The 15378-nt window shown below is 65.3% G+C and carries 14 protein-coding genes; 8 read left to right on the forward strand and 6 right to left on the reverse strand.

Annotated features, from left to right (window positions below; translation table 11 throughout):
* Positions 1 to 2: 2 nt before the first annotated feature.
* Positions 3 to 3140: an error-prone DNA polymerase gene (locus tag HMPREF2792_RS02850; RefSeq protein WP_070530710.1), complete on the reverse strand. Its 3138-nt coding sequence runs from the start codon at positions 3138 to 3140 to the stop codon at positions 3 to 5.
* A 164-nt stretch (positions 3141 to 3304) separates the two neighbouring features.
* On the opposite strand from HMPREF2792_RS02850, the gene HMPREF2792_RS02855 reads away from it, so the two are divergent.
* The 4 genes from HMPREF2792_RS02855 to HMPREF2792_RS02870 all read left to right on the forward strand — a co-directional run bounded on the left by HMPREF2792_RS02855 (position 3305) and on the right by HMPREF2792_RS02870 (position 6963).
* Complete coding sequence (locus HMPREF2792_RS02855; RefSeq protein ID WP_070530712.1) at positions 3305 to 4195, forward strand: MetQ/NlpA family ABC transporter substrate-binding protein; 891 nt, start codon at positions 3305 to 3307, stop codon at positions 4193 to 4195.
* A gap of 35 nt (positions 4196 to 4230) precedes the next feature.
* Positions 4231 to 5136, forward strand: a complete 906-nt coding sequence (locus HMPREF2792_RS02860; RefSeq protein ID WP_070530714.1) for a MetQ/NlpA family ABC transporter substrate-binding protein — start codon at positions 4231 to 4233, stop codon at positions 5134 to 5136.
* A gap of 106 nt (positions 5137 to 5242) precedes the next feature.
* Positions 5243 to 6286 carry a methionine ABC transporter ATP-binding protein gene (locus tag HMPREF2792_RS02865; protein WP_070530716.1) on the forward strand — a complete coding sequence of 348 codons (1044 nt, stop codon included), beginning with the start codon at positions 5243 to 5245 and terminating at the stop codon, positions 6284 to 6286.
* The gene (locus HMPREF2792_RS02870; RefSeq protein WP_070530719.1) at positions 6283 to 6963 is read left to right on the forward strand and encodes a methionine ABC transporter permease; all 681 of its coding nucleotides are present in this window, start codon (positions 6283 to 6285) and stop codon (positions 6961 to 6963) included. The genes HMPREF2792_RS02865 and HMPREF2792_RS02870 overlap by 4 nt, the downstream gene beginning before the upstream one ends.
* A 16-nt stretch (positions 6964 to 6979) precedes the next feature.
* Here the strand turns inward: HMPREF2792_RS02870 and HMPREF2792_RS02875 are convergent, their stop codons facing one another.
* Entirely contained in the window at positions 6980 to 7846 is an 867-nt protein-coding gene (locus HMPREF2792_RS02875; RefSeq protein WP_070530721.1) for a sucrase ferredoxin, read from the reverse strand.
* A gap of 98 nt (positions 7847 to 7944) precedes the next feature.
* On the opposite strand from HMPREF2792_RS02875, the gene HMPREF2792_RS02880 reads away from it, so the two are divergent.
* Positions 7945 to 8598: an AMIN-like domain-containing (lipo)protein gene (locus HMPREF2792_RS02880; RefSeq protein ID WP_070530723.1), complete on the forward strand. Its 654-nt coding sequence runs from the start codon at positions 7945 to 7947 to the stop codon at positions 8596 to 8598.
* Between the two features lie 5 nt (positions 8599 to 8603).
* On the opposite strand, the gene HMPREF2792_RS02885 is transcribed toward HMPREF2792_RS02880, so the two are convergent.
* Both HMPREF2792_RS02885 and HMPREF2792_RS02890 read right to left on the reverse strand, forming a co-directional pair.
* On the reverse strand, positions 8604 to 10148 hold the full coding sequence (locus HMPREF2792_RS02885) for a Y-family DNA polymerase (protein ID WP_070530725.1): 1545 nt from the start codon (positions 10146 to 10148) through the stop codon (positions 8604 to 8606).
* Positions 10145 to 10828: a hypothetical protein gene (locus tag HMPREF2792_RS02890; RefSeq protein WP_070530727.1), complete on the reverse strand. Its 684-nt coding sequence runs from the start codon at positions 10826 to 10828 to the stop codon at positions 10145 to 10147. The genes HMPREF2792_RS02885 and HMPREF2792_RS02890 overlap by 4 nt, the downstream gene beginning before the upstream one ends.
* Positions 10829 to 10887: 59 nt before the next feature.
* On the opposite strand from HMPREF2792_RS02890, the gene HMPREF2792_RS02895 reads away from it, so the two are divergent.
* Positions 10888 to 11298, forward strand: a complete 411-nt coding sequence (locus HMPREF2792_RS02895; protein WP_070530729.1) for a hypothetical protein — start codon at positions 10888 to 10890, stop codon at positions 11296 to 11298.
* Between the two features lie 8 nt (positions 11299 to 11306).
* Here HMPREF2792_RS02895 and HMPREF2792_RS02900 read toward each other — a convergent pair whose 3' ends face one another.
* Together HMPREF2792_RS02900 and HMPREF2792_RS02905 are read right to left on the reverse strand one after the other, a co-directional pair.
* Entirely contained in the window at positions 11307 to 11960 is a 654-nt protein-coding gene (locus HMPREF2792_RS02900; RefSeq protein WP_029158950.1) for a response regulator, read from the reverse strand.
* Between the two features lie 2 nt (positions 11961 to 11962).
* Positions 11963 to 13111 carry an ATP-binding protein gene (locus HMPREF2792_RS02905; protein ID WP_198530288.1) on the reverse strand — a complete coding sequence of 383 codons (1149 nt, stop codon included), beginning with the start codon at positions 13109 to 13111 and terminating at the stop codon, positions 11963 to 11965.
* Positions 13112 to 13224: 113 nt separating this feature from the next.
* On the opposite strand from HMPREF2792_RS02905, the gene HMPREF2792_RS02910 reads away from it, so the two are divergent.
* Together HMPREF2792_RS02910 and HMPREF2792_RS02915 are read left to right on the forward strand one after the other, a co-directional pair.
* Positions 13225 to 14277: a PspC domain-containing protein gene (locus tag HMPREF2792_RS02910; RefSeq protein ID WP_070530734.1), complete on the forward strand. Its 1053-nt coding sequence runs from the start codon at positions 13225 to 13227 to the stop codon at positions 14275 to 14277.
* Positions 14278 to 14288: 11 nt separating this feature from the next.
* Entirely contained in the window at positions 14289 to 15353 is a 1065-nt protein-coding gene (locus HMPREF2792_RS02915; RefSeq protein WP_070530736.1) for a threonine aldolase family protein, read from the forward strand.
* Positions 15354 to 15378: the final 25 nt, after the last annotated feature.

Here is a 15378-nt window from a genome sequence, read left to right on the forward strand (position 1 = left end):
TCTTAGCGGAAATCCCGCGAGCCGCGCGAAAGGGCCTCGCCGAAGGCCAGCGGCTCCAGCTGGTCCGCGGCAACGGTGACCGCCCCGGAGGCATTCTGCACGATGCCGCGCACGATGAGCGCAGGCGCCGTCCGAGCCGTCACCTTATCCCGAGCCCACAGGCCGGGCGTAACCATCACGTTCATCAGCCCGGTCTCATCCTCTAGGCCGAAGAAGACCACACCGGCCGCGGTCTGCGGGCGCTGGCGGTGTGTGACCACCCCGGCGATGCGCACGCGGGTGCCATCCTCCACGCCCGGCAAATCCGCCGCCGATAGGATGCCGCGGGCCTGCAATGCCCCACGCACCTGCTCCATCGGCTGCTGGTCGTGGGTCACGCCGGTGCTGGCCACGTCCGCCGCCATGAGCTCGAAAGCGCTCATCCCCGGCAAGGACGGCGCCTCAATCGCAGACAGCCCCGGCAGCATCCCCGCCCGTTCCGTTGCGGCCACGCCCGCCTGCCACAATGCCTGGCGGCGGTCCACCCCAAAGACATCCAAGGCCCCCGCCACCGCGAGGGCCTCCACGTGATCGACGGTGAGGTCGGCGCGGCGGGAGAGATCGGGGACGTCGCCAAACGGCGCGGCCGCCTCAATGCGATCGGCGGCCTTGTTCCCTAATCCCTTGATGAGGCTAAGCCCCAGGCGGATGCGCGCTTGACCGTCCGCGCCCACCACCACGCGCGCCTCGCGGCCCGACTCGTTGACACTGACCGGCAGCACCTCCACGCCGTGGCGGCGGGCGTCCTGAATAAGCGACTGCGGCGAGTAGAAACCCATCGGCTGCGCGCGCAACAGGCCCACACAAAACTGCGCCGGGTAATAGCGCTTAAACCACGCCGAAAAGTACACCAAGGAGGCAAAAGACTGCGAGTGCGACTCCGGAAAGCCGTACGCGGCGAAGGCCACAATCTTGGCCCACAACTTGTCCGCCACTTCCCCGACAATCCCGTTGGCCTCCTCCAGACCCTCATAAAAACGCTGCTTGAGCGCCGCCATCTTGGCCGGCGAGCGCTTCGAACCCATCGCGCGCCGCAAGTCATCCGCCTCCGCGCCGCTGAACCCGGCGGCATCGACCGCAATCTGCATGAGCTGCTCCTGAAAAAGCGGAATCCCCAGCGTCTTGCCCAGGGACTTCTCCAGCACCGGGTGGTCATAGGTCACCGGCTCCTTGCCATCGCGGCGGCGCAGGTAGGGGTGCACCGACCCGCCCTGAATGGGACCCGGGCGGATGAGCGCGACCTCCACCACGAGGTCGAAGAAGACCCGCGGCTTGAGCCTCGGCAGCGTGCTCAGCTGCGCGCGCGATTCCACCTGGAACACGCCCACCGCATCCGCGCGGCAGAGCATGTCATAGACTTCCGGGTCAGCCAGGTCCAGCTCCCACAGGTTGACCACCCTGCCGGTGCTTTCCTCCACCAAGTCCATCATGTAATGCAGGGCTTCGAGCATGCCCAGGCCCAGCAGGTCGAACTTCACCAGCCCGGCCGCGGCACAATCATCCTTATCCCACTGCAGCACCGAGCGGTTTTCCATGCGCGCCCATTCCACGGGCACGACATCCGCAATTGGCCGGTCGCACAGCACCATGCCGCCGGAGTGAATGCCCAGGTGCCGCGGCTGCCCTATAAACTGCTCGGCCAAGGATTCGACGTCCGAAGGCGCGGGCGCAATCCCCTTCGACCAGGCATCGGCCGAACCCTGCGGGTAGCCCAACGCGCGGGCAGCATCCCGCAACGCCCCTTTGCGGCGGTACGTAATCACGTTCGCCACCTGCGCGGCGCGCTCGCGGCCGTGCTTGGCATAGACGTACTGAATGACCTCCTCGCGCCGCCCCGATTCAATATCGATGTCGATATCCGGCGGGCCATCGCGGTCCGGGGAGAGGAAGCGCTCAAAAAGTAGGCCCGCGGAAATCGGCTCCGCATTCGTAATCCCCAGCGCGAAACACACCGCCGAATTCGCCGCCGATCCGCGCCCCTGGCACAGGATGTTCTCCCGTTTACAAAAATCCACGAGATCACACACGATGAGGAAGTAACCGGGAAAGCCCAGCTGCTTAACGACGCCCAGCTCATACCGCATCTGCTCCCACGCCCGCTCCCGAATCTCCTTAGGCCGCGTGGCATAGCGCGCTGCCGCGCGCTCGAAGGTGAGGTGTTCTAGCCAGGACATCTCGGTATGGCCTTCCGGCACGTCGAAGTCAGGGAGGTTCGGGGCCAGCGCCTCCCAGGTGAAGCTGCATTCCTCGAGGACGCGGACGGTTTCCGCGATGAGTTCCGGGCGGTCTGGAAACAGCTGCGCCATCTGTTCCCCGGAGCGCAGCCAGGACGAGCCCATGGGGTGGGAGTTGGGGGAGGCGTCGGCAAGCGCGAGGCGTCTGGACAAGGCTTGTTTGGCGCCGGCCAGCCGCGCGTGTTGCCGTGTGGCGGCAGCTGGGCGCGCGGTAGCGATGGCGCGAGGAACCGGCAAGGAATCCAGCAATAGGTGATGGTCCGCGTCTTCCGGAAGCTGGGTACATGCATACTCCAGAACCATGCTGTCTATTTTTATTCCATCGACCAAAAGATCGAAATACTCCGCCCACTCCCAGCCCACCAGGAAGAGGCATTCATCCTGCAGCTGCGCACCGATCTCCGGCAGAGGAGGATAGGACACCGCCCCTTTCTCCCCCGCCTCCATGTGGGCGCGGGCGATGAGTCGGGATAGCCGCCGATAACCCTCCGGTGTGCGCGCCAAGACCGTCAGCGGGGCCGGATCCAGACTGAGCTCCGCACCAAAGACGGCGGGCAGCCCCACCTTGGCAGCAGCCTCCGCAAATTTCATGAGGCCATAGAATCCATCCCTATCTACCAGCGCAATCCCCCGCAGGCCCAGCTCGACGGCGCGCGCCACGAGCTCCTCCGGCTCGGAGGCACCATGAAGGAAGCTATACGAGCTCACCGCATGCAGCTCCGCGAAGGGCACGGCGGAATGCCCAGCCTTCGGCTCCTCTGCCGCCCCCGGAAGGTGGTCCACCGGCACCGGGACGGGCCCTGGGCGGCCAGAGAGAATCCTCTCCACCCGGGACCACGGCAGCGCCTCACCCCCATTGAACCTCATAGCCCCACACACTATATTCGAACATGTATTCCAGTCAAGGTTTTCGTTGAACAAATACTCGGATAGACAAAGCGGTTCAATCGTTGCTAGTTTTTCGTGCAGTGCATACTCCTGCGGTGATACGACTTGCCGCACAAACCAAGAAGGGACACTAGGAACCCACTATGAGCATCCGTCGCGTACTTGCTGCCACCTCGGCAGCCGTCATCGCTGCAACTGGCCTGGTTGCTTGCTCCTCGGACTCCGCCGAGTCCGAGAACTCCGGTGAGGCCATTACCAAGGACTCCACCATCACCATCGGCACCACCGACGCCAACATGGAAGAGTGGGCCGTATTCCAGGACCTGGCCAAGGAGGCCGGCTTCGACGTCAAGCTGGAAAACTTCGCCGACTACAACACCCCGAACCAGGCTCTGGACCAGGGCAAGCTGACGACCAACAAGTTCCAGCACCTGAAGTTCCTGGCTGAATACAACAAGGGCAACGGCACCGACCTCGTCCCGCTGGCAGCTACCGAGATCTACCCGCTGGCCATCTACTGGAAGGACCACAAGGACCTCGGTGACGTCGAGGGCCAGGAAGTCGCCATCCCGAACGACTCCACCAACCAGGGCCGCGCCATCGGCCTGCTGGTCCAGGAAGGCCTGGTCACCCTCAAGGAGGGCAGCCCGCTGACCCCGACCCCGCTGGACATCGATGAGAAGAAATCCAAGGTCAAGGTCACCCCGGTGGACGCCGCCCAGACCCCGGCCGCGTACGGCGAGGGCAAGCCTGCCGTTATCAACAACTCCTTCCTCGAGCGCGCCGGCATTGACCCGCAGTCTGCCGTTGCTCAGGATGACCCGGACTCCACCGAGGCCGAGCCCTACATCAACGTCTGGGCCGTGCGTGCCGACGACGCCGATAACGAAACCCTCCACGAGCTGGCCAAGCTGTGGAAGGACCAGAAGGTCACCGACGCGGTCCTGAAGTCCTCCGGCGACACCGCCGTGGCCGTGGACCGCTCCCAGGAGGAGCTCCAGGAGATTCTGGACCGCCTCGAGGAGCAGGTTTAAGCAGCCTTCACTGACTAACTAGCAAAGGACGAATCATGCGCATCCGCCGTCTCGTAGCAGCCGCTGTAGCTAGCCTCGCTGCCGCTACCAGCTTGGTCGCCTGCTCGTCTGCAAGCTCCGATTTCGCCGCTGGTACCGCCGAGGATCCCATCATCATCGGCACCACCGACGCCGAGCTTCCGGAGTGGGGCGTGCTCAAAGAGCTCGCTGCCAAGGAAGGCATCGAGATCGAGATGAAGAGCTTTACCGACTACGCCACCCCCAACCAGTCATTGGCTGAGGGGAGCACGGACACCAACAAGTTCCAGCACTTAAAGTTCCTCGCCGAGTACAACGTGGGCAACGGCACAAACCTTGTCCCAGTTGCGTCCACGCAGGTCTACCCCATGCCTCTGTTCTGGAAGGGCCACGACAGCATCGACGGCATCGAGGGGCAGGACATCGCCATTCCGAATGACGCCACGAACCAGGGCCGCGCCATCAACCTGCTGGCAGCCAACGGTTTGCTGAAGCTCAAGGAAGAGGGCAAGCTCACCCCGGATCCCGCCGATATCGACGAGTCCGCTTCCAAGGTGACCATCACCCCGGTCGATGCCTCCCAGACTCCGTCCGCCTTCGGCGAAGGCAAGCCTGCCATCATCACCAACTCCTTCTTCAAGCGTGCGGGTATCAACCCGGCCGACGCCGTGCTTTACGACGACCCGGAAAACCCCAACGCCGACCCGGAGATCCTGTTCGACCCCTACGTCAACGTGTGGGCTGTGCAGGAAAAGGACAAGGACAATGAGAAGGTCAAGAAGCTGGCTGAACTCTACCTCTCTGATGAGGTGAAGGCCGCGGTGCAAGACACCACGGGTGGCACCACCATCTTCGTGGATAAACCCCAGTCAGAGCTTCAGGAGATTCTGGAGCGCTTGGAAGAGGAAGCCTCCTCTAGCTAAGCAAATCTCCCCCTCCCCCGCGCTCACGCTCGTTTGCGTGACCCGGGGGATTTTGCCCGTTACTCCCTGCTTATTCACTACACGGACACGTACAAAGGAAAACCACGTGACTGAACACACTGGCGCCCACCAGGGCACCCGGATTGAATTCCGCAACATCACCAAAGTCTTTAAAAACAAGAAAACCACCACCACCGCACTCGATAATGTCTCCCTGACCGTCGAGCCCGGTGAGATCATCGGCATCATCGGCTTCTCCGGCGCGGGCAAGTCCACGCTGGTGCGCATGATCAACGGCCTCGATAAGCCGACCTCAGGGCAGCTGCTTCTCGACGGCACCGACGTCGTCCCCCTCCCCGAATCCAAGTTGCGGGGCATTCGCCGCAACATCGGCATGATCTTCCAGCAGTTCAACCTCATGTCCTCGCGCACCGCGGCGGGCAATATTGAGTACCCGCTGAAGCTGCAGGGCGTCGAGAAGCAGGAGCGTAAAAAGCGCGTCCAGGAACTGCTGGAATTCGTCGGCCTGGCGGACAAGGGCGATAACTACCCGGAGCAGCTCTCTGGCGGCCAGAAACAGCGCGTCGGCATCGCCCGCGCCCTGGCTAATAACCCTTCCCTGCTGCTGGCGGATGAAGCCACCTCAGCGCTCGACCCCACCACCACCCATGAGGTTCTCGACCTTCTGCGCAAGGTCAACCGCGATTTCGGCATCACCATCGTGGTCATTACCCACGAGATGGACGTCGTGCGCTCCATCGCAGACAAGGTCGCCGTCATGGAAGGCGGCCACGTTATTGAGTCCGGCAGTGTCTATGAGGTCTTCTCCAATCCCCGAACCAAGGTGGCGGAGAAATTCGTGGCCACCTCGCTGCGCAACACCCCGGACGTCGTCGAGGCCGATGACCTCTTGGCCCACGAGGGCCGCCTGTTCACCATCAACCTGACGGAGAAGTCCGGCTTCTTCGATGCCGCGGGCAAACTCGCGGACGAGGGCGTGTCCATCGCCGTGGTCCACGGCGGTATCACCACCTTGCAGAAGCACTCCTTTGGCAAGATCACCGTCCGCCTCAACGGCCCGGACGCCGCCATCGAAGACTTTTACGCACACATGCAACGCACCACCGAGATTGAGGAGATTCAACGATGAACGTCACCTACCTCGCGCAGGCCAATTGGGACCGACTGGGCAGTACGCTTGTCGACGCCATCAAGGACACCCTCATCATGGTCGCCACGACCCTGGTGCTTGCGGGCATCATCGGCCTCGTGCTGGGCATTCTGCTCTACACCACGCGCCCGGGCGGCATCCTGCAGAACAAGCCCATTCACTTCGTCATCAACATTCTGGTGAACTTCATTCGCCCGATCCCGTTCATCATCCTGCTGGCCTTTGTCCAGCCGCTGACGGTGGCGGTGCTGGGAAGCTCCATCGGCCGTGAACCGGCCACGTTCGTCATGGTGATTGCGGCTACCTTCGCGGTGGCGCGCATCGTGGAGCAGAACCTCGTGGCGCTGGATCCGGGCGTGATTGAGGCGGCCCGCGCGATGGGCGCTTCGCCGTGGAAAATCATCACCACGATCATCATTCCGGAGGCACTGGGCCCGCTGGTGTTGGGCTACACCTTCCTGTTCATCGGCATCGTCGACATGTCCGCGATGGCGGGCTACGTCGGCGGCGGTGGCCTGGGTGACTTCGCTATTGTCTACGGCTACCGCGCCTTCGAGTGGGAAGTCACCGTGGTGGCAACCCTCATCATTATCGTGCTGGTGCAGGCAGCGCAGTTCTTCGGCAACTGGCTCTCGGCCAAGATTATGCGCCGCTAACCACGCCAACCCCTATCTATACGCTGCGCTTTTCGACGCGACGCGCGACGTAGATTCGAGAGGTCTTCGGTTTGTCTCCGCAGGAGGAGACAACGCCGGAGGCCTCTTTTTCTTCCAGCTCCACGTCCCATGCGCGGCCGTCGCGGTGTCGCACAGCGGCAGTACCTGCCGCTGCGGTATCTGTCGCGTCGACGGTGAGGTCGCCGTAGTGGAGGGTCTCGGAGGCGTCGAGAAGCTGGCGTGCCACCGCGAGCTCCGCTACCTGGCCCCGGGGCGTGGTGAGGCCGGAACCACGGTTGGCGGGGTAGAAATACTCGCCGTGCAGCGCCTTGCCCACGAGCTCACGGCCGGCCTCCACGTTGAGGCGGCCAAAGGAATAGCCCCACGGCATCAGCAGCACCGACGGCGCGAAGCGGTGGCCTTTGGTGTGGGAGGTTTCCCACACGGTCTCCTCAAATTCGCATGCCAGGGAGGCAGCCAGCGGGCGCCCCTTGATGGCGCAGCAGGCATCGCGCTTGGCGTGGGTGCACACGAGCACCAGCGGCAGGCACGTGCCGGTGGGATGCTCAAGATCCAGGTCAAGAATGTCCTCCGGGCCGTTCAGGGTGTAATCCTGCACCAGCCCCTCGCGCGCCCACACGACGAAACAACGGAAGTGCCCCGTCCTCCGTTCATGCCCGGCGCGCCCGGGGCGGCGAATGAGTTGCAGGCCCGCCACGCCTTTGAGCTTGGCCTTGAGCTTCGCAGTCAAGCCGGGGTCAAAGGTACGTCCGTCAAGCACGTCGCGAGACCACGCCGTGGGCCACTCAAAAAGGACGTACACAGATTCTTGTTTAGCGGTACCAGCCAGGGGCTCGACCTGGACGTCGGAGCAGAAGGTCATGGCGCCATCTTAACTGGCATCACTTGCTTCACAACAATGTGGTTACGATGCTTAGCTCGATGCATATAATTCCCCGAAGTGCCACTACGCTCGAAGTTATGCCGAAACACAATCTCTTGCGCACAGTCGCCCCAGTGGCCGCACTCGTTGTCTCGGGTGCGCTCGTGCTTCAGGGATGCGCTCCTTCTTCCTCCCCGGATGGTAGTACCGGCGACCCCACGAAGACTCTCGACGCCACCCTGTCCGGCGCCTCCACTTCCACCGCTACCGTCACTCCCACTGCGCCCTCCCCCGCCGCACCGGCTGGGCTGACCCCGCTGGGCGACGCCAACATGGAGATGAAAACCCTCCGCCCACCGGCCCCCTCGGAGCTGGTGGTGACCGATGTCCGCGTGGGTAAGCACGAGGGATTTGACCGCGTGGTCTTCGAGTTTGTCGGGGATGGTTCGCCGGGCTGGTTCATTGATTACACCGATGCCCCCGCCCAGCAAGGATCCGGCAACCCGATTGCTTATGAAGGCTCCACCGCGCTCGACGTCAGCATCGACGGCACCGCCTACCCCTTCCAGCTCAACATGGAAGACCCGAATATCGGCACCGTAAATGGCGCCGGCGGCCTAGTTACCCAGGTGGTCAGCGGCGGTACCTTCGAGGCTCGCTCGCAGTTCGTTATCGGGCTTAACGAACGCCACCCGTATTCGGTGCAGGTGCTCAGGGCGCCGACGCGCCTGGTCATCGACATCTTGAACTAAGCCGTTCAGGCATAGGTTGCCTCCACCGACCAGCGCCCGCCTGCCCACACGAGGAGCCAGGCGCGCTGGCCTTTGTCGTTTTCCCCGACGACTTGCAGGCGCGCGCAGCGTTGCGCCGCACCCGCCTCCCACCACCCGGTATCCACGGGCCACGGGCCGGCCCACCCAGTCACCCGGTAGCGGTGCTGGCCCCACCCCAGGCCTGCTGGCTCCCCGGAAAGGAGGGCCTCGGCGGTGACGATGATGTCCTTCGAGGAGACGTCGATAAGCCGAATCCTCGCAGCCGGGTGCGCCAGGATCGCCGGAAGCGGCGCCGGGATGCGCCCCGGCCACGTGCCCTCCGGCTGCGGGTCGCGCTGCTCGCCATAAGGGACGTACTCGATGCGCTCGGCCACCCCGCGCCCGGCCGCCGGGCGGGGCTGCAGCACGCGGTCCACCCCCAGCTGGGATTGCACGCGCGCGATGACACGCTTGGCCTGCTCGGTGGATTCATCCGCGCCCCACAAAAGCCCGTCCCCCGGCGGGGCGACCTCCACCGGTTCCAACGCCAGCTTGGCGATGCCCCCTCCCTCACCCGGCGCACTCCCCGCCCGCGCAGCACTCAGCCAACCATCGAGCTGCCAGCGCACGCGGTCCGCTGTAGCGGCCTCGCTGAGCGCTTCCTGGGTACGCCAGATCCGCTCCAGGCGCTCGCCACCCTCAAATTCCGCAGCAACGCGCAAGCGCAGGCACACCACGCCGGCTTCCTCGAGTAGCACGTGCAGGCGCGCCGCGAGCTGACGCGCAGCGAAAGCCGCAGCATCCACGCGCTCCAAGGGCTCCTCGAAGCCCTGCTCCACGCCCAGGTCAGGGCGCGCGAGTTCCGGTGCCACGCGCCGATCCGGTGCGGCCGCGGCCACCGCGTGGCACCGCCGCCCGGCCTCGCCGAAACGGGTGGTGACTTGGCGCAGCGGCAGGCTCGCCAGCTCCCCTAAGGTGCGCACACCCAGCTGCTCTAAAGAATGAACCACGTCCGCCGCACAGCCCAGCGCCACTTCCGCCGCCAGCACACCCACCGGCTGCTTAGCCAGAAAGTCGCGCGACCCTCCTACCGGCACCACCGCGCCCAGGTTGCGGTGGCGGGCGGCAATCAGCGCGGTGGCAATCTCGTCCGCGACGCCGACAGTGGCGTCGAGGTGGGATCTGGAGGTGGCGTCGACAAGCATCTCCACCGCCTTCGCCTCACTGCCGTGGAAACGCCCGGCCGCGCCCGCGTCCACGATGACCAGCCCAGGGCGCAGCACCTCCACCGACGAAGCCACCGCGTCCAGGCCCGCGGCAATCTCCGCGAACACCACCCCGTCCCGGTCCGGGTTGGCCTCCTCCACGCGCAGCTCCGGCAGGACGGCTTGGGCTTGGCGCACGCGCATTCCGCGGCGCACCCCCGCCCGGCGCGCCGCCGCGTTACACACCGCCACGCGGTGCTGGGCGGCGATAGCACATGCTGTCCTGTCTGCGTCCTGCAGCGCCTGGATAGGCCAATCCGGGAACCACAGCGCCGCGACCCTCACACCGCCTCCAAGTGCGGGCGCGTGTCTGGTCGCTGCCCGCACGTGAGCACTCCACGCCGCGGGCGCATGCTTGCCGACGCCACCCGCACCCCTATATCAACCCCCCGAATCCGCCCGCTGCCCCGGCCCAAGCCACGCACTGCGACGACCTCCGCGCCGATCTCCACGGCCGTGCCCGGCAGCCGGGTCCCCACGGTGAGCAGGGCCGCCTGCCCTGCCCGCACCTTCGCCAGCACGGGGCGCGCCCGGGTGGGGCTCAGCGCACCTGTCCCCTTGTGCACGACGAGGTCCAGCCCCTCACACAGCACGCTAGTTACCGCCCAGGGCTCCGCGCCCGGGTCGGGCACCGTGATGACCCGGGAGACATCACCATCCTCGGCCACTTGTGCGAGTGATAGATCCGGCCAGCCCACTACCCCGACGTGTCCGCCCACCGCGCTAACATGAGTTATCAGCTCCACCACGAGCGCGGCACATTCCGCGCAGACGGTTGCCCGCTTACGCGGCAGGCCACCGCCCGGTAGCAGCTCAGATAACTTTTCAGGGACGCCAAGAAGTTCCGCGTCCGGCTGCACCTGCACCGAATCATCCGGGGTTTCCAGGCGTTGAATCTGGGCGCGTAGAACCGCAATCTGGTCGGCCCGTGAGCCGCCCACTACGCGAACACCTGTTTGATTCATGGCTCCTATTATGAACCTCTCCCCGGACACGCGCAATTGCGCTGGTAGCGTTAGGCGCCATGAATCCCCTCCGCGCGCACACCACCCCAATCCCCACCCCGCCGTGGGTACGCCTCGGCGCCTCGCTGCTGGCTGGTGCCGCCGTGGCGGCAGGCACCAGCCGCATCCACTTCGGGCTCGCCATGGGGCTCAGCCTGCTTCTCCTCATCGCCGCCTGCGCGCTCGTATTCCTGCACCCCTACCGCGCGGACCTGCGCGATTATGCCCAGCGCCACAACGTCACCATGCTGCCCAACGCCGCGCAGCTTATTCCCCTCATGGTGCTGTGGTTGATGGTTATGCTCTCCCCGCTCCTCGCACTACCTGCCTGGGGCAGCGCGCTGGTGTGGGCGCTCGTCGCGGGCGCGGCCTTCCTGCTCTTTCCCCACGTCGACGGCTCCCGCAAGCTCGCCTACGCACCCCCTGCCTAGGCTGCGACTTAAGCCAGGTCGCGCGAGGTGGCCCAGCGCGTGAGCTGGTGGCGGTTGGACTGCTGGGTCTTGCGCAAAATATTGGAGGCGTGCGTTTCCACCGTCTTAACCGAGATGAACAGCTGCTTGCCAATCTCGCGGTACGTATAGCCGCGCGCAAGCAACCGCAAAACCTCCAGCTCGCGGCGCGTCAGCGCATCCACCGCCGGGTCTTGCCCCTCCTCCGGCTCCGGTGCGGGCGATCCGGAGGCAAAAGCGTCAAGGACAAAGCCCGCCAGGCGCGGCGAAAAGTATGCGTCCCCGCTATGCACCTGCACCACCGCCTCGGCCAGGTCCGGGCCGGAAATATTCTTCGTCACGTAGCCGCGCGCGCCCGCCCGAATCAGCGCAATCACATCCTCCGCCGCATCCGACACGCTCAGCGCCAAAAACACCGGCCGCGCCGGCTGATTAGCCGTCGCGTTAATAACGGCGAGGCCGCCGCCATCGGGCATGTGGACATCAAGAAGCACCACGTCCGGCGAAGTACGCGCAATGCCCTCCAGTGCCTCCGCGACGGTGCCCGCATCGCCCACGATCTCAATCTCCGGGGCCGCCGCCAACTCGGCGCGCACGCCCGCGCGGAAGACGGAATGATCATCAACCAAAAAGACCTTCACCATGCTCATAACGCTACCGCCAGCTCCACCTCGGTGCCCTCCCCCGGGGTCGAGGAAATCCGCACGCGCCCACCAGATCCCTCTACGCGCGCGCGAATACTGTCACGAATCCCGTGCCTATCAGCGGGAATAGCATCCACGTCGAAACCCACCCCGCGATCACGCACAAAGATACTCAGCTCGCCCGCCAACAACTCCGCGTAGACATCCACCGCGTCCACGCCCGCGTGCTTGCCGGCATTGACCATAGCCTCGCGCGCCGCCTGAATAAGCAACTTCGCAGCCTCCGTCAGCTCCGCATCCTCCCCCACCGTCACAGCGGATACCCGCATATCGAAGAGGTCCTCCACCTCCCCGCACGCCGCTTCGAGGGCTCCGAAGCAGGTGGTGGGGGCGGCGGAGGGGGCGTCGAAAAGCCAGGCGCGCAGCTCGCGTTCTTGGGCGCGCGCCAAACGCGTCACCTCACGCGAATCCCCCGCCCGCTTCTGAATCAGCGCCAGCGTCTGCAGTACCGAATCGTGCAGGCGGGCGGCAATCTCGGCGCGCTCCTCCGAGACCGCCTTGGCCGCCTGCTCCTGCGACAGCGAACGCCAGAGCTTCAGCACCAGCGGCACCACCAACGCACCAAAGCCCACCAGCGTCAGCGCCGTGGCCAGGATCGCCGAACCCGATCCGCTCTCCCACGTCACCGCCGCCACCACGACACCACCGATGACCAGGACAGCACCGGCCGCCACGGCAACCAGGCCCACCGGCGTGTTCAGCCCGCGGTCATACGCCAACCACGCCAGCACCGCGCCGACGGCCACCACCGCCAACGGCACCGCCACGCTTAGCGACGCCCCCGAAACCCCCAACACACCCACCGCACTACCCGCCAGCGCCAGGAACACCAGCACGAGGGAGAGGGGGCTGCGGCGGGTGGAGGGGGCGTCGTCAAGCGCGGGCGTGAAGATCCACAGCCCGGCATAGGCCATCGCCCCCACCCCACCCAGCAGGGTCAACGCGGTCAAGGCGATGCGCGCGGAGAGCGCCGAAACCCCCAGATTCTGTGCCAACCCCGCTGCCACGCCGGCCACCACGCGGCCAGATTGGGGGCGTGACATCACGGGATAAGGCGCCGCGTTCTCGGCGGGGACATAGGGCGAAGTCATACTAGACATAGTCCCACGCACCACCCCTCCGGCACATCGGGGACAACCCTGAGGTCTAAAAATCAGGGCGATTACCGATACCGCCGCGAAGCCCCGCGCGGCACCATAAAAGTATGACGAAGAACAGCACTTTCAACCAGATGTGGACAACCCGCCCCGTCCGCCTTCCCAAGAAGCAGGGTGGCGACGCCCAGCTCGCCGGTGTCTGCGAAGGCATCGCGGTGCGCTACCAGCTCGATCCGACGATTGTGCGCGTGGCCTTCGTGGTCGCAGCACTCGCTTTCGGCGGGGGCATCGCCGCCTACCTCGCCGCGTGGGCGCTCATGCCGCGCTACGGCTCGCCCTACTGCCCGCTCGATGCGGCCTTGGGCAAGGATGGCGTCAAGGAGGAGCAAGAGCTCGGTTGGATCCTAATTGTCGGCGTCCTTCTGACGTTTAGCTCCGGCCCACTGTTCCTCAGCGGGCAATTCCTCGCCGGCCTTCCGCCCGCTACGCTGACCTTCGGCCTGCTGGCGCTGGCCTGGTACGCCCTTCACCAACGCGAGCCGCTACCGCCTAGCGGACTGCTGGCCGCCGAGCAGCCGGTGCGCGAGGAACCTGTCAACCTCAATGCTTATACCCCGGCGGACGGCCACCCTTTCCCATCAGGCCGCAGGACCCCGCCGTCCTGGGATCCACTCGGCGTAGTGCCCGATGCCTGGAACCTGCCGGAGCCGGGCCCGCGGGAAGAACCGAAAAAGAAGCGCGGTTCGCAGTGGGCTGAGGCCGCGATTGCCCTCGGCGCTGTGGGGGCTGCCCTGACGATTGCCTTCCTTGGAGTCACCTTCGTCTCCGAGGCCGACGAGTCCGGCTTCAGCGCCCGCTTCAACGTCGGTGAGCAAGACATCGCGCCCACCCATGAAGATGAGCTCGAGGACTACTACGACCTGGGCATCGGCGAATCGACGGTGGACTTCAGCCAGCTCCACGACCTCACAACCAAGCACGACGTCACCGTCGACGCCGGCATCGGCGCCGTCGAGGTCATCCTCCCGAAGGACATCCCCGTCGCGCTGACCTGTGATGACGGCCTGGGTGAGAGCAACTGCACCGAACGCCAGGACCCTGACGCGCTGCTGAACATTCACATCGACGCAGGCATCGGCGAAGTCACCGTCACCGGCTAAACTGGCCACCCATGATTCACTTCGGCAACGACTACCATCGCTCCGCCCACCCCCGCGTCCTTGATGCCATCGCAGGGGCGGGCGGGGCTTATACCGGCTATGGCGCCGACGAGCTGTGTGCCACGGCCGCTGAGCGCATCCGCACTGCCTGCCAGGCGCCGAACGCCGAAGTGCACTTCATGGTCGGTGGAACGCAGGCCAACGCCACCATCATCGCCCACCGCCTGCGCCCCTGGGAAGGCGTTATCGCGGCGGATAGCGGGCACATCGCCACCCATGAGACGGGCGCCATCGAGCACACCGGGCACAAGGTCATCACGCTGCCGAACCAGCTGGGAAAGATCACCGCCGCGCAGGTTCGCGCGTGCATGGAGGAATACCGCGCCTCCGGGGTGGAAGAGCACATGCCGGAGCCCGCACTGGTCTACATCACACAGCCTACCGAGTTCGGCACCGCCTACTCCCGCGCCGAACTCGTGGCCCTGCGCGAGGTCTGCGACGAGTACGAGTTGGGCCTGTTTGTCGACGGCGCCCGCCTCGGCTACGGCCTGTCCGCTGCGGATGTCACCCCGCCGGACTTGGCCGCGCTTGTCGACGTCTTCACCGTCGGCGGCACCAAATGCGGCGCCCTCTTCGGCGAGGCCATCGTCTTCCCCGCGGGCGCGCCGCGCTTTCGCAACGCCATGAAGCAAAACGGCGGCCTGCTGGCTAAGGGCTGGCTGCTCGGCGCGCAATTCGCCGCCCTCTTCAGTACCCCCACTCCTGAATCCGCCGATGCGCTCCCCGGCACGGCTGCAACGACCCTTTACGAGCAGATCTGCGCCCGCGCCAATGCCCAAGCCCAGCGCATCGCCGAGGCATTCCGCACCACAGGCATCGACATGCTCTTCGACTCCCCCACCAACCAGCAATTCGCGCTGTTGACACGCGAACAGGAAGAGAAGCTCGCGCAGGACTTCGTGTGCCAGTTCTTCGAAGAACACGAAGGCCTGCGCGTGGTGCGTTTTTGTACGGCGTGGTCGACGGAAGAGGGGGACGTCGATAAGCTCTGCGCTGCGATTTCTGCGCTCAAGTAGCGAGGTTCCCCAACCTGGTTTAGGC

It is taken from the genome of Corynebacterium sp. HMSC068H04 (genome assembly GCF_001811255.1).
In the GTDB taxonomy this organism is placed as follows: Bacteria; Actinomycetota; Actinomycetes; order Mycobacteriales; family Mycobacteriaceae; genus Corynebacterium; species Corynebacterium hesseae.

Excerpts from the sequence above, each read along its gene's own strand:
- HMPREF2792_RS02855 (WP_070530712.1), top strand. The coding sequence starts at position 3,305 with ATGAGCATCCGTCGCGTACTTGCTGCCACCTCGGCAGCCGTCATCGCT.
- HMPREF2792_RS02910 (WP_070530734.1), top strand. The coding sequence starts at position 13,225 with ATGACGAAGAACAGCACTTTCAACCAGATGTGGACAACCCGCCCCGTC.
- HMPREF2792_RS02890 (WP_070530727.1), bottom strand. The coding sequence starts at position 10,828 with ATGAATCAAACAGGTGTTCGCGTAGTGGGCGGCTCACGGGCCGACCAG.
- HMPREF2792_RS02900 (WP_029158950.1), bottom strand. The coding sequence starts at position 11,960 with ATGGTGAAGGTCTTTTTGGTTGATGATCATTCCGTCTTCCGCGCGGGC.
- HMPREF2792_RS02905 (WP_198530288.1), bottom strand. The coding sequence starts at position 13,111 with ATGACTTCGCCCTATGTCCCCGCCGAGAACGCGGCGCCTTATCCCGTG.
- HMPREF2792_RS02850 (WP_070530710.1), bottom strand. The coding sequence starts at position 3,140 with ATGAGGTTCAATGGGGGTGAGGCGCTGCCGTGGTCCCGGGTGGAGAGG.
- HMPREF2792_RS02875 (WP_070530721.1), bottom strand. The coding sequence starts at position 7,846 with ATGACCTTCTGCTCCGACGTCCAGGTCGAGCCCCTGGCTGGTACCGCT.
- HMPREF2792_RS02860 (WP_070530714.1), top strand. The coding sequence starts at position 4,231 with ATGCGCATCCGCCGTCTCGTAGCAGCCGCTGTAGCTAGCCTCGCTGCC.
- HMPREF2792_RS02870 (WP_070530719.1), top strand. The coding sequence starts at position 6,283 with ATGAACGTCACCTACCTCGCGCAGGCCAATTGGGACCGACTGGGCAGT.
- HMPREF2792_RS02895 (WP_070530729.1), top strand. The coding sequence starts at position 10,888 with ATGAATCCCCTCCGCGCGCACACCACCCCAATCCCCACCCCGCCGTGG.
- HMPREF2792_RS02880 (WP_070530723.1), top strand. The coding sequence starts at position 7,945 with ATGCCGAAACACAATCTCTTGCGCACAGTCGCCCCAGTGGCCGCACTC.
- HMPREF2792_RS02915 (WP_070530736.1), top strand. The coding sequence starts at position 14,289 with ATGATTCACTTCGGCAACGACTACCATCGCTCCGCCCACCCCCGCGTC.